Origin of the sequence: Mitsuaria chitosanitabida ATCC BAA-476 = NBRC 102408 (assembly GCF_001598255.1) — a bacterium.
Taxonomy (GTDB): domain Bacteria; phylum Pseudomonadota; class Gammaproteobacteria; order Burkholderiales; family Burkholderiaceae_C; genus Roseateles; species Roseateles chitosanitabidus.
The window spans coordinates 235999-256147 of sequence record NZ_BCYP01000018.1 but is presented as its reverse complement, the minus strand read 5'-3'; the positions used below and the strand labels follow the sequence as shown (position 1 = coordinate 256147).

Sequence of the window (20149 nt, the reverse complement as noted above, 5' to 3'; positions counted from 1 at the left end):
AGGGATCCTTTCCCGGCACGTGGCAAGCGTCCGTAACCGGGGACGGCAAGCGGCCGCTGTGGCGGCGTGCCGGCTTCCTATAATCGCCGCTCGCGGCCGGAATCGTCACCCGTACAGGCCCTGATAGGGGGCGGCCGGGCACGCAAGATTGCACACATCTGGCCCATGCCCTCGAAGAAACCACCCGCAGAGCCCTCCGAACCCTCCTTCGACGCCCCGTCCGACAGCGGCTCCGGCGGCTCGTCCGACGCCAAGCGCGGCAAGCCGGCCAAGGCCGGCAAGACCAAGGCGCCCCGGCCCCGCCGGCACTGGTTCGTCCGCGCGCTGGGCTGGCTCCTCGGCCTGGTGCTGGCGGGCGTTGGCGCGGTGGTTCTGCTGGTCGGCATGGCGCTGGCGATGGCCTATCCGCAGCTGCCCGACATCAGCGGACTGACCGACTACCGGCCCAAGCTGCCGCTGCGGGTGATGTCCAGCGAAGGCCAGCTGCTGGCCGAGTACGGCGAGGAACGCCGCAGCTACTCGGACATCCGCGAGATCCCCAAGGTGATGCAGGACGCCATCCTGGCCATCGAGGACGCCCGCTTCTATCAGCACGGCGGCGTGGACTACCTGGGCGTGATCCGCGCCGGCCTGGCCAACTTCGGCGAGGCCAAGAGCCAGGGCGCGTCGACGATCACCATGCAGGTGGCGCGCAACTTCTATCTCTCCACCGAGAAGACCTTCACCCGCAAGATCTACGAGATCCTGCTGGCGCTGAAGATCGAGCGGGCCCTGCCCAAGGAGAAGATCCTCGAGATCTACATGAACCAGATCTTCCTGGGCCATCGCGCCTACGGCTTCGCGGCCGCGAGCGAGGTCTACTTCGGCAAGCCGCTCAAGGACATCAGCGTCGCCGAGGCGGCGATGCTCGCCGGGTTGCCGAAAGCACCATCTGCTTACAACCCGATCAACAATCCGCGCCGCGCAACGTTGCGCCAGCAATACATCATCGACCGGATGCTGGAGATGGGCTTCATCACGCCCGAGCAGCATGCCGCCGCCAAGGCCGAGAAGTTGCGTGTGCGCCCGCCCCAGGAAGCGGCCAGTCATGCCGAGTTCGTCGCCGAGCTGGCGCGCCAGCTGATCTTCAGCCAGTACGGGGACGAGGCCTATACCCGCGGGCTGAATGTCTACCTGACGCTGCACGCCGACGAGCAGGAGCGCGCCTACCGCGCCCTGCGCCGCGGGATCATGGACTACGAGCGCCGCCAGGTGTACCGCGGCCCCGAGGCCTACGTGGACCTGCCCGCCGATCCGAAGGAGCTGGACACCCGCGTGGCCGAGGCGCTGTCCGACCATCCGGCCAACGACGAGCTGCTGGCCGCCGTGGTGCTGGAGGCGGATCCGAAGAAGGTGGTCGCGGCGCTGCAGAGCGGCGAATCGGTGACCATCGTCGGCGACGGCCTCAAGCCCGCGACCTCGGGGCTGTCCGACAAGGGCAATCCCAAGACGCGCATCCGCCGCGGCGCGGTGATCCGCGTGATCAAGCTGACGAAGAACAACAAGGACGAGTGGACCATCACCCAGTTGCCCGAGGTCGAGGGCGCGATGGTGGCGCTCAGCCCGAAGGACGGCAGTGTCCGGGCCCTGGTCGGTGGCTTCGACTACAACAAGAACAAGTTCAACCACGTGACCCAGGCCTGGCGTCAGCCGGGCTCGAGCTTCAAGCCCTTCATCTACTCCGCCGCGCTGGAGAAGGGCTTCAACGGCGCGACCGTGGTCAACGACGGTCCGCTGTTCTTCGACGCCACGACCACCGGCAGCCAGCCTTGGGAACCCAAGAACTACGACGGCAAGTTCGAGGGCCCGATGCCGCTGCGCAAGGCGCTGGCCAAGTCCAAGAACATGGTCTCGATCCGGGTGCTGCAGTCCATCGGCGTGCGCTACGGCCAGGAGTGGGTCACCCGCTTCGGCTTCGACGCCGACAAGCATCCCGCCTATCTGACGATGGCGCTGGGCGCGGGCTCGGTCACGCCGATGCAGATGGCGCAGGCCTACTCGGTCTTCGCCAACGGCGGTTACCGCGTCGCGCCGCAGCTGGTGCAGCGCATCACCGATCACTCGGGGCGCGTGCTCTATCAGCAGCAGCCCAAACCCTTTGAGGACTCGCAGCGCGCGATCGAGCCGCGCAACGCCTTCCTGATGGACAGCCTGCTGCAGGAAGTGGCGCGCAGCGGCACGGCGGCGCGCACGCAGGCGATGCTCAAGCGGCCCGACATCTACGGCAAGACCGGCACGACCAACGATTCGATGGACGCCTGGTTCGCGGGCTTCCAGCCGGAGCTGGTCTCCATCGTCTGGATCGGCTACGACCAGCCGCGCAAGCTGGGCGACCGCGAGACGGGCGGCGGCCTGGCGCTGCCGGTCTGGGTGGAGTTCATGCAGTACGCGTTGCGCAACACGCCGGTGCAGGAGATCCAGCCGCCCGAAGGCGTGGTGAACATCGGCGGCGAGTGGTTCTACGACGAGTACGCGGGCAACAACGGCGTCAAGGCGCTCAGCAACGACGAGAACATGCCCGCGACGGGCACCGAGGAAGAGAAGAAGAGCATCTTGGATCTCTTCAAGCGGTAGGGCAGTCCTGATCGGGGGGAGAGCCCGCATGGCCCCCTCGCCCGCTTGCGGGAGAGGGCTGGGGAGAGGGTCTTCAGCCCTCGCTGATCACCAGCGCCTTCGCCCCGTGATGCGAGACCTCCTCGGACAGCCGAGCGAAGAACTCCTTGCCGTCCTTGGTATCCACCCACCGCCCCTCGCTGAACTTGAAGTGGTAACCGCCCCGGCGCGACGCCAGCCACAGCTCATGCAGCGGCGGCTGCGTGTTCACGACGATCTTGCTGCGATCCGGAAACTCCAGCTCCAGCAGCCCACCGGTGCGGTGCTGATCGACGTCGATCACATCGCCATCGAGCCAGGCATCGATCTGGGTTTCGATGCTGGCCAGCACGGCGTCGGTGCGGGCGTCGTAGTCGGCGTCGGTCAGAGGCGTCGGGATCATGTGCAGGCGGGGACGGACTCGCTAGACTGCGAGCCCATGAAGAACGTGAAGACGCGAAGTGTAGGCGCTGCCCCCGCGATGACCAGCCGGCGCGGTGCCAAGGCCATGACGGGCCTGATGTTGTGCGCGGTGCTGGCGCTGAGCGCCTGCGGCCAGAAGCGACCGCTGCAACTGCCGCAGAAGACCCCGGCCGCGAAAACCACCCCGTCGGCGGCTCCGGCCGCGAGCGCGGCCAGCGCCGCCTCCTGACGGCCGATCGCCTGACCGGCGCGCGCGGTGCGCGACCGGCCGGGCGCGGTCAGATCCGGCCTTCCTCGACCGCGTGGCAGGCCACGCGGATACCCACGCCCGGGAGCTCGAGCAGCGCCGGGCGCTCCGCGCCGCAGCGCGCGTTCGCGTGCGGGCAACGGGGGTGGAAGCTGCAGCCGCTCGGCGGATTCAGCGGGTTGGGCACCTCGCCCTGCACCGGCGTGCGGGAACGCCCGGTCATCCGGATGTCCGGGATCGCGTCGAGCAGCATGCGCGTGTACGGATGCCGCGGCGTCGCGAACAGCGCGCGCTTGTCAGCCTGCTCGACCAGCCGCCCCAGGTACATCACGCCGACCTGGTCCGCGACATGCCGCACCACCGCCAGGTTGTGCGAGATGAAGAGATAGGTCAGCCCCCGATCGCGCTGCAGGTCCTTCATGATGTTGAGGACCTGCGCCTGCACCGACACGTCCAGCGCGGAGGTCGGCTCGTCGCAGACGAGGAACTCCGGCTGAGTCGCCAGCGCGCGCGCGATGGAGATGCGCTGGCGCTGGCCGCCGGAGAACTGGTGCGGGAACTTCTCCGCGTCCGCCGGCGAGAGCCCCACCGACTGCAGCAGCTCGCCGACACGGCGCTTGAGCTCACCCACGTCGCGCACCAGCGCGTGCTCGCGCAGCGGCTCGGCGACGATGTCCTGAACCTTCCAGCGCGGGTTCAGGCTCGCATACGGATCCTGGAAGATCATCTGCATGCGGCGGCGCAGGGTCAGCGCGTGCGGCCCCTTGAGCGTGGTCGCGATGTCCTCGCCGTCCACGCGCACCTCGCCGCGGGTCGGCTCGTAGAGGCCGACCAGCAGGCGCGCCACGGTGCTCTTGCCGCAACCGGACTCCCCCACCAGCGCCAGCGTGCGCCCGCGTTCGATCGTGAAGCTGACGCCGTCGACCGCATGGACGAACTGGCGCGGCTTGCGCTCCACCACGCGGTTCAGCCAGGGCGCCGACACATCGAAGGTCTTGGCCAGATCCCGCACCTCGACCAGCGGAGTGCCAGGTCTTGCCATCACGTGGTCGTCGCCGGTCACATCCGTCTTCTCGCTCAGCACCGTCATGCGACGTCTCCCTGCATGGCGGCTCGCGCGCCGTGATGATCACCGCCGCCCGCCGGCCCGACCATCGACGTACTCGCCTCGTTCACCTCGCTCGCATGCAGCCAACAGGCCGCGGTGGTCGCGGGCGCCGGCATCAGCTCGGGTCGCCGCACGTGGCACAGGTCGAAGGCCTTCGGGCACCGCGGATGGAAGGCGCATCCCGGCGGGATCGCATTGAGCCGCGGCATGGCGCCGTCGATCTGCACCAGTCGCTCGCGGTCCTCGTCCATCGACGGGATCGAACCCATCAGGCCCACCGTGTAGGGATGGCCCGGGCGATGGATCACTTCGTGGACCGGACCGATCTCCGCGACGCGCCCGGCATACATCACCGCCACGCGATCACAGGTCTCCGCGATCACGCCCATGTCGTGCGTGACCAGCATCACCGCCGCGCCCTGCTCCCGACAGACGCGCTTGAGCAGCGCGATGATCTGCGCCTGGATGGACACGTCCAGCGCCGTCGTCGGCTCGTCGGCCACGATCAGCTTGGGATCCGCCGCCAGCGCCAGCGCGATCACCACGCGCTGCCGCATGCCGCCGGAGAACTGGTGCGGGTACTGATCCACGCGCGCCTCGGGCGCGGGAATGCCCGTGGCGGCCAGCAGCTCGATGGCGCGGGCCCGGGCCTGCTTCGCGCTCAGGCCCAGGTGGGTGGTGATGGTCTCGACCAGTTGGCGGCCCACCGTGTAGAGCGGGTTCAACGAGGTCAGCGGGTCCTGGAAGATCGCGCCGATCTGCCGGCCGCGCACGCGGCGCATCTGGTCGGGCGGCAGGTTGTCGATGCGGCGACCCTCGAGCAGGATCTCGCCGCCGGCGATGCGGCCGGGCGGCTCGAGCAGGCCGATGATGGCCGCGCCGGTCAGCGACTTGCCGGCGCCGGATTCACCGACGACACCGAGCACCTCGCCGGGCGCGATGTCGAAGGAGATGTCGTCCAGCGCCAGCAGCGTGCCGTGGCGGGTCGGGAATTCCACGCGCAGGTGGCGGACTTCAAGCAGGGGGGCGGTCATGGGAGTCGTCCTCAACGCAGGCGCGGATTGAGCGCGTCGCGCAGCCAGTCGCCCAGCAGGTTCACCGAGAGCGCGATCATCACCAGCATCACACTGGGCCAGATGGTGATCCACCATTCGCCGGAGAACAGGAAGTCGTTGCCGATGCGGATCAGCGTCCCCAACGACGGGCTGGTCGGCGGCACGCCGACGCCGAGGAAGGACAGCGTGGCCTCGGTGAGGATGGCCGAGGCCACCTGCAGCGTCGCCAGCACCATCACCGGACCGGTCACGTTGGGCAGCACGTGGCGCCACATGATGGCCAGCGGCTTGACGCCGATGACGCGCGCGGCCTGCACGTACTCCTTGTGGCGCTCGACCAGTGTCGAGCCCCGCACCGTGCGCGCGTACTGCACCCAGCCGGTCAGCGAGATCGCCAGGATCAGCACCGCGAAGGCCAGCGTGTCATGGGCGTTCTTGAAGACCGCGCGGCCGATGCCGTCGATCAGCAGCGCGATCAGGATGGAGGGGAAGGACAGCATCACATCGCAGATGCGCATGATGAAGGCGTCCACCTTGCCGCCGACGAAGCCGGCCAGCAGACCCAGCCCCACGCCGATCACCATCGACAGGATCACCGAGGCCACGCCCACCAGCAGCGAGATGCGCGCGCCATACATGATCGCGGACAGCAGGTCGCGGCCCTGGTCGTCGGTACCCAGCAGGTACTTGGTCGATCCGCCGTCGATCCAGGCCGGCGGCAGGCGCGAATCCATCAGCTCGAGCGCCGAGAGGTCGAAGGGATCGTGCGGCGCGATCCAGGTCGCGAAGACCGCGCACACCAGACACACCAGGGCGACGAAGGCCGCGATCATCGCCAGCGGCGAACGGGTGAAGGAATGCCAGACGTCGCCGTCGAGGAAGCGCCGCAGCGCGCCCGGCGCCTTCTGGCCGGTCGAAGCGGTCGGTACGGTGGAACTCATGCGGCGGATTCTCCGGTCGGGATCATGCGGCTGTCTGAAAGGATGGCGGAAGCGAGGCCGGCGGGCCGGCGACACGGGGGAATGCGAGGAAACACGGGAGGCGACGACGGCGCGGCGATCGGGCGCCTCAATGCGGCGCGAGCGGCAGCCCCTGCTCGACCAGCGCCGCGAACAGCGCCGACCCGAGCGGCAGCACCTCGTCGTTGAAGTCGTAGCGCGGCTGGTGCAGACCGCAGGGACCGCCCTGCCCCAGGCGCAGATACGCGCCCGGGCGCGCCTGCAGCATGAAGGCGAAGTCCTCGGAGCCCATGCTGGGCGGCAGCTTGTCGTCGACGTTCTCCGCGCCGACCAGCCACTGCGACACGCACACCGCGAAATCGGCCTGGGCCGCGCTGTTGATGGTGGCCGGGTAGAGCCGCTGGTAATCGACCTTGGCACTCGCGCCGAAGCCCAGCGCGACGGACTCGACCAGGCGCGTCATCCGCTCCTCGAGCAGTTGCTGCACCTCGGGCTTGAAGCTGCGCACGGTGCCGGTGAGTTGCGCGAGCTCGGGAATGACGCTGAAGGCGCTCGGCTCGCCGGCCTGCATCGAGCACAGGCTCACCACCGCCTGATCGATCGGCGCGATGTTGCGCGAGACCAGGCTCTGAACGGCCGTGATCACATGCCCGGCGATCAGCACCGGGTCGACGCTCAGGTGCGGATGCGCGCCATGACCCCCTCGTCCCTGGATGCTGATCTGCACCCGGTCGGCCGCGGCCATCATCGCGCCTCGGTTCAGGCCGATCTTGCCCGGCGGCAGGTGCGGCCAGTTGTGCATCGCGTAGATGGACTCGACCGGGAAGCGATCGAACAGGCCGTCGGCGATCATCTCGCGCGCGCCGCCGTAGCCCTCTTCGCCGGGCTGGAAGACCAGCACCGCGGTGCCGGAGAAGCGCCGCGTCTGCGCCAGGTAGCGGGCGGCGCCCACCAGCATCGCGCAATGGCCGTCGTGGCCGCAGGCATGCATCAGTCCCGGGGTGGACGAGCGCCACGCGAAGTCGTTCTGCTCGCGCAGCGGCAGCGCATCCATGTCGGCGCGCAGGCCGATCAGGCGCGGTGGCGTGCCGGGCGTGGCCTGGCCATGGATGAGGGCGACGACACCGGTGCGGCCCAGGCCCTGGTGGAGCTCATCGACGCCGCAGGCCTTGAGCGCCTGCACGATGCGTGCGGCGGTGCGGTGCTCCTCGAAGCCGAGCTCGGGCATCGCGTGCAGCTCGCGGCGCAGCGCGACCAGTTCACCGCGAGCGTCGAAGAGGCGCTGATAGGTGCCGGTCGCGGCGCTGCTGACGACGGGGGTCGCGCTCATGTCAGTGCGCTCCGCCCCGCACGCGCAGGCGAGGATCGACGGCGAAGTACAGCAGGTCCACCACGAGGTTGATCACCACGAAGATCAGCGAGATCAGGCAGAGATAGGCCGCCATCACCGGGATGTCGGCGAACTGCACCGCCTGGATGAACAGCAGGCCCATGCCGGGCCATTGAAACACGGTCTCGGTGATGATCGCAAAGGCAATCAGCGATCCCAGCTGCAGGCCGGTGATGGTGATCACGGGCACCAGCGTGTTCTTGAGCGCATGACCGAAGTAGATGGTCCGGTCGGTGAGGCCACGGGCACGGGCGAACTTGATGTAATCGGCGCGCAGGACCTCGAGCATCTCCGAGCGCACGATGCGCATGATCAGCGTCAGCTGGTAGATGGCCAGCGTCGTCGCCGGCAAGAGCAGATGCCGCAGGCCGTCGCCGGTCAGGAGGCCGGAGCTCCACTCGCCGAACATCACGACCTCGCCGCGACCGTAGCTGGGCAGCCACGCGAGCTGCACCGCGAAGAACAGGATCAGAAGGATGCCGATCAGGAAAGTGGGCAAGGCCACGCCCAGCAGCGACAGCGTCATCAGGATCTGCGTGCCGATCGAGCCCCGCCGCAGCGCGGCATAGACGCCGAGCGGAATGCCGAAGACCAGCGCGATCAGCGCGGCCACGGCGGACAACTCCAAGGTGGCGGGGAAGCGCTCGGCGATCAGCGAGGACACCTTGCGCCCCTGCTTGAGGCTGACGCCGAACTCGCCCTGCGCGGCATTGCCGGCGAAGTGCGCGAACTGGACGATGAAGGATTGGTCCAGGCCCAGATCCTTGCGCAGCTGCTCGCGCTGCTCGGGCGTGGCGTCCTGGCCGAGCAGGTTGTTGACCGGATCACCGACGTACTGGAACAGCATGAAGGCGATGAAGGCCACCGTCAGCATGACGATGAGGGCCTGCGCCAGGCGGCGAAGAATGAAAACCAGCATGAGGGAAGGCCCTCCGGCGGCGGGCCGGGCTTGTGGCCCTGGCACGACCTGACCCCGGGGGCTGGACGCTTCGGAAGCGACCATCATCCGGGACGCGCTCCCGGCGGGCAAGTGGGGTAGCCCTTAACGGCACCTGAACCTCGCTTCGCCCCACCCTGCGGCGGACATCGACGAAATCGCAGCTCAGGTCGAGAATCGGCGGAGACTCGAAATGAAAAAGGCCGCCCGAAGGCGGCCTCTCGGCGTCGAGTCGCGGGCCACCCGAGGCCCGCGATCGCCGCGCGATCAGAAGCGGTGACGCAGACCGACCATCGTGCCGGTGCGGCTGGTCTCGCCGTTGGCAAAGGCGACGGCGCCCTTGTGCTTGGTGTAGTCCAGTTCGACGTAGGCGTCGGTACGCTTGGAGAAGGCGTAGTCGGCGACGACGGCGAAGTAGTGGCCCTTGCTCTTGGTGTTGGCCAGCGCCGCGCTGTAGTGGGTCTGTTGGGCGTACCAGTAATGCGCACCCAGGTTCCACTGCGGCGTGAACTGGTAGGTGAAGCCGGCGGACACCATGTCGCGCTTCTTCACGTCGTTCGCGGCGGTGTTCAGCACCGTGCCCAGCAGACCGGCCGTGTAGGCCGTGCCGAGCAGGCCGCCCGCGTCGAACTTGTTGGTCGCCCAGGACAGGTTCACGTACAGGGGACCGTCGGTGTAGGCGCCACCGGCGGTGAAGCCCTTGACCTTCTTGCCCAGGGTGTCCGTCACCTGCAGGGCGGCACCGCCCAGGGAGAACGCGCCTTCGGCGTAGCGCAGCAGGCCGCCGACCGACTTGTTCTGGGAGTTGCCCTCGCCAGCGGAGACCTGGATCTCACCGCGCACGGGGCCGGTCTCGAACAGGTACTTGACCATGTTGTCCTGGCGCGCGCCCATGGACAGGCCGATCTCGGGTTTGTAGGCCTCGATGTAGGGCGAGTACTTGAAGGAGGCGTAGGTCGACGTGTAGATGTCGAACAGGATGTTGTACTGGCGACCCAGCGTGATCCGACCGAAGTCGCTCGACTGGATACCGACCCAGGACTGGCGCCAGAAGTCGGCGGCCGCGACCGTGCCGGTGTCGGAGTTCAGGCGGTGTTCCAGGTTGGCGATCGCCTTCAGGCCACCACCGAGGTCCTCGGTCACGTTGATGCCCAGACGGCTCTGGGACATGCCACCGGGCACGACCTGGTACTTCGAAGAGCCAGCGTTGGCGTTGCTGGTCGCACGCAAACCCACGTCCATGATGCCGTAGAGCTGCACGCTCGACTGGGCCCAAGCGGCACTCGTGCTGGCTGCCAGGATGCCCAGAGCCAAGGCGGCTTTCTTCATGTGATGTCTCCTTTGTTTGATGTTTGGTCGCCGTGGTCGATTCTGAGCGAACGCTACAAAGGGAGACGCTTTGTGTTGCACATCGCCCACGCGAGCTAACCCTGTCAAGTTCGTGACGACACGTCAGAGGGAAAACCCGCAATCACTATCAACAAAATCAACAACAGTCCGTTGCGACGACAGTGGTGAATCAACGAGCGCAATACCTGACCCTGATCGGCGCGATGGCGTCGGGGGAAACACGCAGGACGGGGTCTCGGTTTGAAAATCCTCCGGAGAACGCAGAGCGCCCAGATGCGTATGACCGGGCGCCCATGCATTCCGGCAGATGCGGCGCGCTCTCGGATGGTGGAGTGAAGTGCTCGCCATCCGTCATCCAACGGCGGACCGCGCAAGAACGCAGGGACGAAAAAAAGCCGCCCCGAAGGGCGGCTTTCGATGCGCGATGCGCGTAGATCCGCAGGGGATCAGAAGCTGTGCTTGATACCGACGTCCAGGCCGCCCGACTTGCCGCCGGAGAAGGCTTGCACGGCGTTGTCAGCCACGCTGAACTTGGTACGGCCGTCGTTCTTGATGTACGAAGCGGTCGTGTACAGCGCGGTGCGCTTCGACAGGTTGTGCTGGTAGCCGATCGTGAAGACCTTGGCGTCGCCGGCAGTAGCGGCAGCCGCGTCAGCAGCGCTGTTCGTGCTGGCCTTGCTGAACTGAGCGGTCACCGAACCGGCGGCCGTCACGGGCACCACGGCGCCGATCGTGTAGATGTTCTGCTTGAACTGCGACAGCTTCAGCTGGCTCCACAGAGCCGAGACCTTGACGACCTTGAAGTCGTACGAACCGCCCAGCGACAGCTGCTTGAACTTGGTGTTCTGCGTGTCGGTGGTCTGGTAGCCGGCGGCGACGTTCAGGTCGTCCACCTTGTAGCCCAGGCGGCCGCCGTACATCTTCTTGCCTTGAGCGCCTTCGCCAGCGGCGACGTCGAACGAGCCGTAGACACCGCCCAGATCGCTCGGCAGGAAGTACTGAACCAGGTTGTCAGCACGGTTGTTGGTGTCGTACAGAGCCGACGTCAGACCGAAGGTCGAGTACGAACGGGTCACGTCGCCCAGACCGGTGGTGCTGTAGACGTCGAAGTCGTCAACGACCAGACGGGTCGAGGTCTTGCCACGGCCCAGACGGACTTCACCGAAGTCGCCCATCAGGCTCACGGAAGCGCGACGGCCCCAGAAGCGGCTGCTGTCGGCGGTGCCGGTGTCGGCAGACAGAGCGCCTTCCAGCCAGAAGCCGGCCTTCAGGCCGCCACCCAGGTCTTCAACGCCACGGACGCCGATGCGGCTCGAGCTGCTGCCGTCCTTGGCCAGTTGCTTGGTGTCTTGACCGTGGGCCTTGGTGTAACGGGCAGCCACGTCGATCACGCCGAACAGCGTCACGGACGATTGAGCGGAAGCGGCACCAGCGAAACCAGCCAGCACAGCCAGCGCGACGAGAGATTTCTTCATTAGAGACTCCTAGATCTTCAATGAGGTTGCGGATACGTCCGCAAACCAAGCTCCTGCAATGAAGCTGTGGCGTATTGCAACAGGTCCGATCCCGCCTGACCAGCAAGCACCCCGTAAAAGTCCTGATTTCGTTGGATCGAAGCAACGCGTATGAGGTTAAGAACTTGTGTCATCACGCATTCGCACAATGGACCGCTCGGCCGAGTCCGGCCGCTTGACGCGAGGCTCCTAAACTCCCGGTAATCGGCCTTCCCGGCCTCGTCATGCGCCCCAGATGAATGCCCAACCTCAGCGCCCGGCGCGCTCCCCGACCCGCGCGGACGCGTGGATTTCCACACTGGATCACAGCCTGCGCACGCTCGCGGGCGTCGCGCCGATGGCGCGGCCGGTGCCCGCGGCGCCCATCACCGACGACGCGTTGGACGAGCCGCAACGCAAGCTGTCCGCCGCGCTGATGCGCGTGAACCACGTCGGCGAGATCTGCGCCCAGGCACTCTATCGGGCCCAGGCGCTGACCACCCGCGACGACGAATTGCGCCAGCATCTGGAGCACGCCGCCCAGGAAGAGATCGACCACTTGGCTTGGACCGCGCAACGACTCCGCGACCTGAACGATCGTCCCAGCCTGCTGAATCCGCTGTGGTACGGCGGCGCTTTCGCGATCGGAACGATCGCCGGGCTGGTGGGCGACAAGGTCAGCCTCGGCTTCGTCGTCGAGACCGAGCGCCAAGTGGAAGCACACCTCGCCAGCCACCTCGAGCGACTGCCCGAAGGCGATCGCAGCTCAAGGGCGATCGTCGCCCAGATGAAGGACGAGGAGGCCCGTCATGCCGAGGACGCGCGGAACCGCGGCGCCGTCGAGCTGCCATCGCCCGTCAAGGGGCTGATGCGGCTCGCGGCCAAGGTCATGACCCGTACCGCTCACCATATATAGAAAGAGCGGTTGGAATCCGGGGCGGTGCGATGCCACCCCGAAGATCGGACCATCGGCCGATCAGGCCTCCACGATCTCCACCGAGGTGGTGATCTCGGCCGTCTTGGCCAGCATGATGCTGGCCGAGCAGTACTTCTCGTGCGACAGCGCGACCGCGCGCTCGACCGCGCCCTGCGGCAGCCCCTTGCCGGTGACGACGAAGTGCATGTGGATCTTGGTGAAGACCTTGGGATCCACCTCGGCGCGGTCCGCGCTCATCTTCACCTGGCAACCGCGCACATCGTGGCGCCCCCGCTTGAGGATCAGCACGACGTCATAGGCGGTGCAGCCGCCGGTGCCCGCGAGCACCGTCTCCATCGGGCGCGGTGCCAGGTTGCGGCCGCCGCCGTCAGGCGCGCCGTCCATGTTGATCATGTGGCCGCTGCCGGTCTCGGCGACGAAACCCATGCCGTCGGCGCCCATCCAGTTGATCGTGCATTCCATCGCTCGTTCCTTCCGGTCAGCCAGTCTGACCCCGTTTTTTCGCCACAAGACCGGCACGCCGGTCGACTCTGGCGGTGATTTTGCGCATTTAGAGGCCCGACTCCAGGGCCGGGCGCTCGAAAAATATTGCAGCGCAACATGCTCCGCCCTAGAATTCTAGGCATGCGATAGCGCTATCCCTCTCTGTAGGGTCTGCATCGCGCCGATTGTCTCCTCCACCGCCTCCATGGTGGATTCAGCCCGAGGCCACAAGCCTCGGGCCTTTTTTTGCCCGGATCGCGCCCAGCGCGCGAACGCAAGCGTCGCTCCTCCAATCACGAACGCGGGGCCGCACCCGGCCCACGCCACGGCGACCGCCGCCGGACACCCGCCCCGTATCATCGACCGCCCAGGTCCCGTCATCCAGGCGGGCCGGATTCGGAGGGAATTCCATGGCCGGCACCCGCCGCGCACCGCGCAAGACCACTTCGCAGCGCCCTTCGGCGCGCCCCGCAGCCGCTCACCCCGCGTTATTGCCCGCGGACCAGAGTTACCTGCAGCGAATTCTGAACGCCAAGGTCTACGAGGTCGCGCAGGAAACCTCCCTGGACGCCGCCCGCAATCTCTCCAAGCGCATCGGCAATAAGGTCTGGCTCAAACGCGAGGATCAACAACCGGTATTCAGCTTCAAACTGCGCGGCGCCTATAACAAGATGGCGAATCTGAGCGCGGAGCAACTCGCGCGCGGCGTGATTTGCGCGTCCGCCGGAAACCATGCCCAGGGCGTGGCGCTGTCGGCGAAGAAACTCGGATGCCGGGCCGTCATCGTGATGCCGGTGACCACGCCCAAGCTCAAGATCGACGCCGTCCAGGCCCTGGGCGGCGAGGTGGTGCTGGCCGGCGAGTCCTTCACCGACGCCTACGAACAGGCGCTGGTCCTCGAGCGCGACCAGGGCCTGAGCTTCGTCCATCCCTTCGACGATCCGGATGTGATCGCCGGCCAGGGCACGATCGCGATGGAGCTGCTGCGCCAGCATCCCGGCCCGATCGACGCCATCTTCGTCGCCATCGGCGGCGGCGGCCTGATCTCGGGGATCGCGGCCTACATCAAGGCGGTGCGGCCGGAGATCAAGATCATCGGCGTGCAGACCCGGGACTCGGACGCGATGGTGCGCTCGGTGCGCTCCGGCAAGCGCGTGGCGCTGAGCGACGTGGGGCTGTTCTCCGACGGCACCGCCGTCAAGCTGGTCGGCGAGGAGACCTTCCGCATCTGCCGCGAGCTGGTCGACGACTATGTGCTGGTCGACACCGACGCCGTCTGCGCGGCGATCAAGGACGTCTTCGTCGACACCCGGAGCATCCTGGAACCCGCGGGCGGCCTGGGCGTCGCGGCGGTCAAGCAGTACGCGGCCGAGCACGGCCTGAAGGGCCAGACCTTCATCGCCATCACCTGCGGCGCCAACATGAACTTCGACCGCCTGCGCTTCGTCGCGGAGCGGGCCGAGGTCGGCGAGCAGCGCGAGGCCCTGTTCGCCGTCACCATCCCCGAGGAGCGCGGCAGCTTCCGCCGCTTCTGCGAGCTGGTCGGCGGCCGCAGCGTGACCGAGTTCAACTACCGCATCTCCGACCGGGACGAGGCCCATGTCTTCGTCGGCGTCTCCATCGGCAAGCGCGACGAGGCGGAGAAACTTGCCCGCGGCTTCGAGAAGCACCGCTTCCCGACCGTCGACCTGACCGACGACGAACTGGCCAAGCAGCACGTGCGGCACATGGTCGGCGGCCGGACCGAACTGGCGGAGAACGAGCGCTTGTTCCGCTTCATCTTCCCGGAGCGACCCGGCGCGCTGATGCGCTTCCTGTCGAGCATGAGCCCCGACTGGAACATCAGCCTCTTCCATTACCGCAACCAGGGCGCGGACTACGGTCGCATCCTGGTCGGCATCCAGGTTCCGAAGGGCGACGGGAAAGCCTTCAAGAACTTCCTGGATCAGCTGAACTACCCGTACACTGAAGAGACAGACAACCCGGTCTACCGCCTCTTCCTGCGCTGAGACCCGGTCTGGGCGCGAGGCTCGCCGGGCGAGTCTCGCGCGACGTTACAGCTCGACACCAACATCTGCCCCAGGGACGAGGGGCAGACAGCGTGCGCCGGGGCAATTGCCGATGGCCGCCGCGCGGCGCGGACCGAGAATGGCGCTCCCCATGTCCATCCATCAGTCCCTCATCTCGCCGACCGCCAACCCGGAGCTGGAGCGCGCCCTGCGCCAGCGCCTGGAGCGGCGCTGCGCGATCGCGGGCCGGCTGGGCGAGCTGGAGCCGCTGGCGGTCCGCCTCGGTCTGATCCAGAGCACCCTGACGCCCAAGTTCCGCGATCCGACCCTGGTGCTGTTCGCCGCCGACCATGGTCTGGCCGTCGACGGCATCGCGCTGCCCAACGGCCGCACCACGCGGGAGCAGGCGCTGCTCGCGCTGCAGCACCGGCTGCCGGCCACCGTGTTCGCGCGCAGCCAGGGCATGCATGTCACCGTCGTCGATTGCGGGATCGCCGAACCGCTCAGCCCGCAGCAACGGCTGCTCGCGCGCAAGATCGCGCACGGCACCCGCAACTCGCGGGCCGGTCCGGCGATGACGCTGGAGCAGGCCCATGCGGGCGTGCGGGTCGGCATGGAGATTTCCGACAACCTCGCAGGCAACGTGATCGCCTGCGCCGGGCTGGGCCAGGGCTCGCTGGAGGCCGCGGCCCTGGTGCTGTCCCGGCTGATGGACATGCCGGTGCAGGACTTCATCGTGTCCGGTCCGGACATGCCGCACGAGGACCTCGCCCACCTGATGCTGGTCCTGCAGGGGGCCCAGGCGCGTCACCGCGAGGTGCAGGAGCCGATGGCCGTGCTCGCCGCCTTCGGCGGTTTCGAGCTGGCGGTGATGGTCGGCGCGATGCTGGTGGCGGCGTCCAAGCGGCAGCTGATCCTGGTCGACGGTCTGCCCGCCTGCGCAGCGCTGAAGGTCGCGTCGATGATCGCGCCCCCGGTCACCGACTACGCTGTCTTCTGCCGCAGCACCACGCATCGCGGCCTCGACGAGGCGCTGGCCTTGTTCCACGCGGCCGCGCTGCTGGAGCTGGGCATGGAATGTGGCGACGGCACCGGCGCGACGGTGGCTTGGCCCCTGATCCGCTGCGCGGCGGCGCTGCTGACGGAAGTCCAGGACATTCCCGACGGCCCCGTCCACAGCCGGCCCTCGGACCTGCGCGAGACCGGATCGGGCGGCACGCCCTCCACGCACCCCGGCGCGCTGACGACCGGAGCGGGCCGGTCGGGCTTCGGCTCCAAGTACTGAGCCGTCCCTCAACGACAAGGGGCGGTCAAACCGCCCCTGTTCTCTTCCCGTGATGTTCCCGATGTCGCGACGGCTCGCGGCAGGATCGCGTCACTTCAACGGATTCGCGCTGCCATCGCCCGGGGGCGGCGCCACCGGCAGGGAGCCGCCGACCTGGGTCGGCACCACCATGTTCTCGCTGCCCGGCGCCAGCTGCGGGGGACCCGACGGGCCGCCGAAGCCGGGGGGCTGGGACATGGGGCCGCCACTCATGCCGACCGCGGGTTGGCCCGGCGTCGGCGCGCCGGCGGCGCCCGGTGCCAGGCTGAGCCGCACGGACACCGCGCCATCGGCGCCCAGGCCCACGTCACGGCGGTTGATCTCCACGAGCTTCAGGTCGCCGTCGACGACCTGGCCGATGCGCACCGACTTCGGCAGCGCGCCAGCCACCGCGATCAGCGCGACGCCCTCGCCCGGATGCTGGCCGGCGGCCGTCGGCGCGACCACGCCCAGCAGTTGGTAGCGGGCCGAGGCGCTCTCCACCGGCGCCGTCTGGGCCTGCGCGCTGGCGAACAGGCGGGTCCAGTCGGCGGGCGCGGAATCGGTGGTCGCGGCGCGCGCGTTCGCGGGCGCCTGCGGGCCCTTGACGCTCAGCGTCAGCACCCAATACGCGAGGCTGGCCGCCAGCAGCGCCCAGACGACGAAGCTTAACCATCGTGCATGCATCCGCCGATTATGATGCAGCGCGATGGGCCGCCGAGGGCGGCTCCGCGAGGATTCCACACATGCGCCGGACTCATTCTTCTGGCCGCGCCCAGCGCGGTTTCACGCTGATCGAACTGATCGTCGCCATCACCATCGTCGCGGTCATGGGCGCGGTGGTCGTCCCGGCGGTGATGAACCACGTGTCCGAGGCGCGCCGCACGGCCGCTCGGTCCGACGTGAACACCTTGATGCAGGCCCTCAAGCTTTACAAGATGGACAACGGGCGCTACCCGACCGGCGAGCAAGGCCTGGCCGCGCTGGTCAACAAGCCCACCAGCGGGCCCGCCGCGGCCAACTGGAAGGTCTATGTCGAGAAGCTGCCCAAGGATCCCTGGGGCAACCCCTACCAGTACGACAACCCCGGCCTGAAGGGCGAGGTCGACGTCTACAGCCTGGGCGCCGACGGCAAGCCGGGCGGCGAAGGCAGCGACGCCGACATCGGCTCCTGGGAATAAGCCCCGGCATCCGGGCCTCCGCTCTTCCCGCCGATCCGACCGATCGAACCCGCCGTGCGCGCGCGCCTGACCGGCCGTCCACGCGAGCGCCGACGCGCTCGCGCCGCGCGTGGCTTCACGCTGATCGAGCTGATCGTGGCGATCACCATCGTCGCGATCGCGAGCGCCACCGTGGCGCTGGCGATCCGTGATCGCGCCGACACCGAACTCGAGCGCGAGGCCCTGCACCTGGCCACCGTGCTCGAGACCGCCCGGGCCGAGGCCCGCGCGGCCTCGCTGGACGTGCGCTGGATCCCCGACACGGGCGCCGAAGGCGGCCGCGCTCGCATGACCGGTCTCCCGCCCGCGCTCGTCAAGCGCCTCGGCCTGGAACAACCCTGGCTGGGCGAGACCCCCATCGTCGAGATCCAGGGACCGTCCGCCAACGGCCGCAGCATCAAGCTCGGCCCCGAGCCGCTGATCGGCGCGCAACGCGTCACCCTGATCCGCGGCGACCACCGCATCAGCCTGGCCACCGACGGCCTGCGGCCCTTCGCCGTGGTCAAGGGGGCGGCGTCATGACGCGGCTCGCGCGGCGCGAGGCCGGCTTCACGCTGATCGAAGTGCTGGTCGCGCTCACCATCGTGGCGCTGTGCCTGGCCGCCGGCCTGCGCGCGGCGGGCGCGATGACCTCGAACGCCGATCGCCTCGCCACCAACTCGCTGGCGCAGTGGTGCGCGGAGAACGAGCTCACCGAGATGCGCCTGACCAAGCTCTTCCCGGGCGTCGGCGAGAGCAGCTTCAGCTGCACGCAGCTGGGCCGCAACTTCAGCGGCCGCATGACCGTGCAGGGCACGCCCAACCCGAATTTCCGCCGCGTCGAGGCCCAGGTCTTCGACGAGGACCAGCGACCGCTGCTGACCATCGCCACCATCGTGGGGCGGTACTGATGCGCGCGCCCCGCCATGCCCGCCGCGCCGCGCGCGGCTTCACCCTGATCGAGGTCATCGTCGCCCTGGTGCTGATGGCGGTGATGACGGTGATGGCCTGGCGCGCCGTGTCCGCGCTGACGGGCAGCCGCGACCACAACGAGGCCGCGATGGACCGCGCCGAGACCCTGCAGACCCTGATGCGGCAGTGGGAGCTGGACCTGCGCGAGGTCCAGGACAGCACGCTGGTCCCGGCGCTGTCCTTCGACGGTGCGACGCTGCGCCTGACCCGACGCCGCGAGACCGGGCTGCAGCTCGTCAGCTGGCAGCTGCGCGACGGCCGGCTCAGCCGCTGGGAATCGGCGCCCGCCTCGGGCCGCGACGCCTTGCAGGACGCCTGGTTCCGCAGCCACCAGCTCAGCCCCGAGGAACTGCGCGCCCTGCCCGGCCTGGGCGGCGTCGCCGGCTGGCAGATCTACTTCTTCCGCGGCAATGGTTGGAGCAACGCCCAATCCAGCGACGACGTGGTCCAGGGACCGTCGAATGGCGCGTCCGACCCCACCGGACAGCAGGCCGCGCAACGTCGCCTGGTGCCCACCGGCGTGCGCCTGCGACTGCAGTTCGCCGACGACAGCGGCTATCGCGGCGAGCTCATCCGTGAGGTCCCGGTGGAGAGCACCGGCTCATGACGCACCGGCTTCGCCCCTCCCCTCGCCACGCGGTCGATGCCCGGCGCAGCCGCGGCGCGGCGCTGCTGACCGCGCTGCTCATCGTGGTGCTGGTGACGACGCTGGCCGCCGCGATGTTGTGGCGCCAGGCGCGCAGCATCCAGATCGAGTCCGCCGACCGTGGCCGCGCGCAGGCGGACTGGGTGCTGCAGGGCGCGCTGGACTACGCCCGGTTGATCCTGCGCGAGGACGCCCGCGCCAACCAGAAGGATGCGGTCGACCATCTGGGCGAAGTCTGGGCGGTGCCGCTGGCCGAGGCCCGGCTCTCCAGCTTCCTGGCCGCCGACGACAACCATTCGGCCGATGCCGGCCCTGACGCCTTCCTGTCCGGCCACATCGAGGACGCCCAGGCCCGCTACAACCTGCGCAACCTGGCCAACGGCACGCCGGTGGAGCTGCGCATCGGGCAGCGCATCTTCCAGGCAGCCGGTCTGCCGACCCACTTGGCCAGCCAGGTGCAGACCGCCTTGCGCGAGGCCGCCAACGCCGCCAGCGCCCCCCAGGGTGACCTCCCCCTGATGCCCGCCCGGCTGGAGCAGTTGCGCTGGCTGGGCCTGAGCGACGAGCAGATCGAGCGCCTGCGCCCGCTGGCGGTGCTGCTGCCGGTGCAGACGCCGATCAACGTCAACACCGCGCCGCGCGAGGTGCTGGCCGCCGTCTTCGAGGGCATGGACCTGGGCAGCGCCGACCGCATCGTGCGGGCCCGTCAGAGCAAACCCTTCCGCACGATCGACGAGCTCAAGGCCTACACCCCGCAAGGTCTGGAACTCACGGCCGAGCGCAGCGCCTTCACCAGCGCCTTCTTCTTCGTCGAGGGCCAGTTGCGCCTGGACGACCGCGTGCTGCGGCAACGCTCGCTGGTCCAGCGGCGCGGCCTGGACATGATGATCCTGGACCGCCAGCGGCTGCAGCAGCAGGCGGACAGATGACCAAGGTCAGATCCGACGCCATGTCTACGGGCTTGTTCGGAGACGTTAAGCCCCGTTCCGTCATGGAAGCCCTCCTAG

20 protein-coding genes are annotated in these 20149 nt (G+C 68.4%); 10 read left to right on the top strand and 10 right to left on the bottom strand.

All coding sequences use genetic code 11. The annotated features are described in order from the left end of the window. The first annotated feature begins 165 nt into the window (after positions 1 to 165). Positions 166 to 2613, top strand: coding sequence for a penicillin-binding protein 1A (locus MCHT01_RS12000; protein WP_084452446.1), 2448 nt, complete (start codon positions 166 to 168; stop codon positions 2611 to 2613). Positions 2614 to 2686: 73 nt separating this feature from the next. Here MCHT01_RS12000 and cyaY read toward each other — a convergent pair whose 3' ends face one another. Beyond that, a complete protein-coding gene (cyaY, locus tag MCHT01_RS11995) occupies positions 2687 to 3034 on the bottom strand; it encodes an iron donor protein CyaY (RefSeq protein ID WP_067065559.1) in 348 nt (115 codons plus the stop codon). A 36-nt stretch (positions 3035 to 3070) separates the two neighbouring features. On the opposite strand from cyaY, the gene lptM reads away from it, so the two are divergent. After that, positions 3071 to 3283, top strand: a complete 213-nt coding sequence (gene lptM / locus MCHT01_RS26230; RefSeq protein WP_148661507.1) for an LPS translocon maturation chaperone LptM — start codon at positions 3071 to 3073, stop codon at positions 3281 to 3283. Between the two features lie 49 nt (positions 3284 to 3332). On the opposite strand, the gene MCHT01_RS11990 is transcribed toward lptM, so the two are convergent. The 7 genes from MCHT01_RS11990 to MCHT01_RS11960 form a co-directional block, all read right to left on the bottom strand. Further along, on the bottom strand, positions 3333 to 4343 hold the full coding sequence (locus MCHT01_RS11990; RefSeq protein WP_067065804.1) for an ABC transporter ATP-binding protein: 1011 nt from the start codon (positions 4341 to 4343) through the stop codon (positions 3333 to 3335). A 44-nt stretch (positions 4344 to 4387) separates the two neighbouring features. After that, positions 4388 to 5443 (bottom strand): ABC transporter ATP-binding protein, encoded by a 1056-nt coding sequence (locus tag MCHT01_RS11985; RefSeq protein ID WP_084452444.1) that lies wholly within the window; start codon positions 5441 to 5443, stop codon positions 4388 to 4390. A gap of 11 nt (positions 5444 to 5454) precedes the next feature. After that, positions 5455 to 6405: an ABC transporter permease gene (locus tag MCHT01_RS11980; RefSeq protein WP_067065558.1), complete on the bottom strand. Its 951-nt coding sequence runs from the start codon at positions 6403 to 6405 to the stop codon at positions 5455 to 5457. 127 nt (positions 6406 to 6532) lie between these two features. Next, positions 6533 to 7753, bottom strand: a complete 1221-nt coding sequence (locus MCHT01_RS11975) for a M20 aminoacylase family protein (protein ID WP_067065557.1) — start codon at positions 7751 to 7753, stop codon at positions 6533 to 6535. A gap of 1 nt (position 7754) precedes the next feature. Beyond that, positions 7755 to 8732 carry an ABC transporter permease gene (locus tag MCHT01_RS11970; RefSeq protein ID WP_067065556.1) on the bottom strand — a complete coding sequence of 326 codons (978 nt, stop codon included), beginning with the start codon at positions 8730 to 8732 and terminating at the stop codon, positions 7755 to 7757. 285 nt (positions 8733 to 9017) lie between these two features. Further along, a complete protein-coding gene (locus MCHT01_RS11965) occupies positions 9018 to 10079 on the bottom strand; it encodes a porin (protein ID WP_067065555.1) in 1062 nt (353 codons plus the stop codon). 467 nt (positions 10080 to 10546) lie between these two features. Beyond that, positions 10547 to 11575: a porin gene (locus MCHT01_RS11960; protein WP_067065554.1), complete on the bottom strand. Its 1029-nt coding sequence runs from the start codon at positions 11573 to 11575 to the stop codon at positions 10547 to 10549. 274 nt (positions 11576 to 11849) lie between these two features. Between MCHT01_RS11960 and coq7 the strand changes: the two genes are divergently transcribed. Next, a complete protein-coding gene (coq7, locus tag MCHT01_RS11955) occupies positions 11850 to 12509 on the top strand; it encodes a 2-polyprenyl-3-methyl-6-methoxy-1,4-benzoquinone monooxygenase (protein WP_067065553.1) in 660 nt (219 codons plus the stop codon). A gap of 60 nt (positions 12510 to 12569) precedes the next feature. Here coq7 and MCHT01_RS11950 read toward each other — a convergent pair whose 3' ends face one another. Beyond that, the gene (locus MCHT01_RS11950) at positions 12570 to 12992 is read right to left on the bottom strand and encodes an OsmC family protein (protein WP_067065552.1); all 423 of its coding nucleotides are present in this window, start codon (positions 12990 to 12992) and stop codon (positions 12570 to 12572) included. Positions 12993 to 13423: 431 nt separating this feature from the next. On the opposite strand from MCHT01_RS11950, the gene ilvA reads away from it, so the two are divergent. Beyond that, the gene (gene ilvA, locus MCHT01_RS11945) at positions 13424 to 15022 is read left to right on the top strand and encodes a threonine ammonia-lyase, biosynthetic (RefSeq protein ID WP_067065551.1); all 1599 of its coding nucleotides are present in this window, start codon (positions 13424 to 13426) and stop codon (positions 15020 to 15022) included. Between the two features lie 151 nt (positions 15023 to 15173). Next, complete coding sequence (locus tag MCHT01_RS11940; protein WP_067065550.1) at positions 15174 to 16307, top strand: nicotinate-nucleotide--dimethylbenzimidazole phosphoribosyltransferase; 1134 nt, start codon at positions 15174 to 15176, stop codon at positions 16305 to 16307. Positions 16308 to 16397: 90 nt separating this feature from the next. Here MCHT01_RS11940 and MCHT01_RS11935 read toward each other — a convergent pair whose 3' ends face one another. After that, complete coding sequence (locus MCHT01_RS11935; protein ID WP_067065549.1) at positions 16398 to 17012, bottom strand: type II secretion system protein N; 615 nt, start codon at positions 17010 to 17012, stop codon at positions 16398 to 16400. 59 nt (positions 17013 to 17071) lie between these two features. Between MCHT01_RS11935 and gspG the strand changes: the two genes are divergently transcribed. From gspG to gspK, 5 genes are read left to right on the top strand one after another with little or no spacing between them, the layout of a single operon-like run. Next, complete coding sequence (gene gspG / locus MCHT01_RS11930; protein WP_067065548.1) at positions 17072 to 17506, top strand: type II secretion system major pseudopilin GspG; 435 nt, start codon at positions 17072 to 17074, stop codon at positions 17504 to 17506. A 54-nt stretch (positions 17507 to 17560) separates the two neighbouring features. After that, positions 17561 to 18067: a type II secretion system protein gene (locus MCHT01_RS11925; protein WP_067065547.1), complete on the top strand. Its 507-nt coding sequence runs from the start codon at positions 17561 to 17563 to the stop codon at positions 18065 to 18067. Beyond that, positions 18064 to 18435, top strand: a complete 372-nt coding sequence (gspI, locus tag MCHT01_RS11920) for a type II secretion system minor pseudopilin GspI (RefSeq protein ID WP_067065546.1) — start codon at positions 18064 to 18066, stop codon at positions 18433 to 18435. The genes MCHT01_RS11925 and gspI overlap by 4 nt, the downstream gene beginning before the upstream one ends. Next, the gene (locus MCHT01_RS11915; RefSeq protein ID WP_067065545.1) at positions 18435 to 19103 is read left to right on the top strand and encodes a PulJ/GspJ family protein; all 669 of its coding nucleotides are present in this window, start codon (positions 18435 to 18437) and stop codon (positions 19101 to 19103) included. The genes gspI and MCHT01_RS11915 overlap by 1 nt, the downstream gene beginning before the upstream one ends. Beyond that, positions 19100 to 20071: a type II secretion system minor pseudopilin GspK gene (gspK, locus tag MCHT01_RS11910; protein ID WP_067065544.1), complete on the top strand. Its 972-nt coding sequence runs from the start codon at positions 19100 to 19102 to the stop codon at positions 20069 to 20071. The genes MCHT01_RS11915 and gspK overlap by 4 nt, the downstream gene beginning before the upstream one ends. The last annotated feature ends 78 nt before the right edge of the window (positions 20072 to 20149 follow it).

What these genes read in the sequence shown, in the direction of transcription:
- MCHT01_RS12000 (WP_084452446.1), top strand. Translation starts at nt 166, where the DNA reads ATGCCCTCGAAGAAACCACCCGCAGAGCCCTCCGAACCCTCCTTCGAC.
- cyaY (WP_067065559.1), bottom strand. Translation starts at nt 3,034, where the DNA reads ATGATCCCGACGCCTCTGACCGACGCCGACTACGACGCCCGCACCGAC.
- lptM (WP_148661507.1), top strand. Translation starts at nt 3,071, where the DNA reads ATGAAGAACGTGAAGACGCGAAGTGTAGGCGCTGCCCCCGCGATGACC.
- MCHT01_RS11990 (WP_067065804.1), bottom strand. Translation starts at nt 4,343, where the DNA reads ATGGCAAGACCTGGCACTCCGCTGGTCGAGGTGCGGGATCTGGCCAAG.
- MCHT01_RS11985 (WP_084452444.1), bottom strand. Translation starts at nt 5,443, where the DNA reads ATGACCGCCCCCCTGCTTGAAGTCCGCCACCTGCGCGTGGAATTCCCG.
- MCHT01_RS11980 (WP_067065558.1), bottom strand. Translation starts at nt 6,405, where the DNA reads ATGAGTTCCACCGTACCGACCGCTTCGACCGGCCAGAAGGCGCCGGGC.
- MCHT01_RS11975 (WP_067065557.1), bottom strand. Translation starts at nt 7,753, where the DNA reads ATGAGCGCGACCCCCGTCGTCAGCAGCGCCGCGACCGGCACCTATCAG.
- MCHT01_RS11970 (WP_067065556.1), bottom strand. Translation starts at nt 8,732, where the DNA reads ATGCTGGTTTTCATTCTTCGCCGCCTGGCGCAGGCCCTCATCGTCATG.
- MCHT01_RS11965 (WP_067065555.1), bottom strand. Translation starts at nt 10,079, where the DNA reads ATGAAGAAAGCCGCCTTGGCTCTGGGCATCCTGGCAGCCAGCACGAGT.
- MCHT01_RS11960 (WP_067065554.1), bottom strand. Translation starts at nt 11,575, where the DNA reads ATGAAGAAATCTCTCGTCGCGCTGGCTGTGCTGGCTGGTTTCGCTGGT.
- coq7 (WP_067065553.1), top strand. Translation starts at nt 11,850, where the DNA reads ATGAATGCCCAACCTCAGCGCCCGGCGCGCTCCCCGACCCGCGCGGAC.
- MCHT01_RS11950 (WP_067065552.1), bottom strand. Translation starts at nt 12,992, where the DNA reads ATGGAATGCACGATCAACTGGATGGGCGCCGACGGCATGGGTTTCGTC.
- ilvA (WP_067065551.1), top strand. Translation starts at nt 13,424, where the DNA reads ATGGCCGGCACCCGCCGCGCACCGCGCAAGACCACTTCGCAGCGCCCT.
- MCHT01_RS11940 (WP_067065550.1), top strand. Translation starts at nt 15,174, where the DNA reads ATGTCCATCCATCAGTCCCTCATCTCGCCGACCGCCAACCCGGAGCTG.
- MCHT01_RS11935 (WP_067065549.1), bottom strand. Translation starts at nt 17,012, where the DNA reads ATGCATGCACGATGGTTAAGCTTCGTCGTCTGGGCGCTGCTGGCGGCC.
- gspG (WP_067065548.1), top strand. Translation starts at nt 17,072, where the DNA reads ATGCGCCGGACTCATTCTTCTGGCCGCGCCCAGCGCGGTTTCACGCTG.
- gspI (WP_067065546.1), top strand. Translation starts at nt 18,064, where the DNA reads ATGACGCGGCTCGCGCGGCGCGAGGCCGGCTTCACGCTGATCGAAGTG.
- MCHT01_RS11915 (WP_067065545.1), top strand. Translation starts at nt 18,435, where the DNA reads ATGCGCGCGCCCCGCCATGCCCGCCGCGCCGCGCGCGGCTTCACCCTG.
- gspK (WP_067065544.1), top strand. Translation starts at nt 19,100, where the DNA reads ATGACGCACCGGCTTCGCCCCTCCCCTCGCCACGCGGTCGATGCCCGG.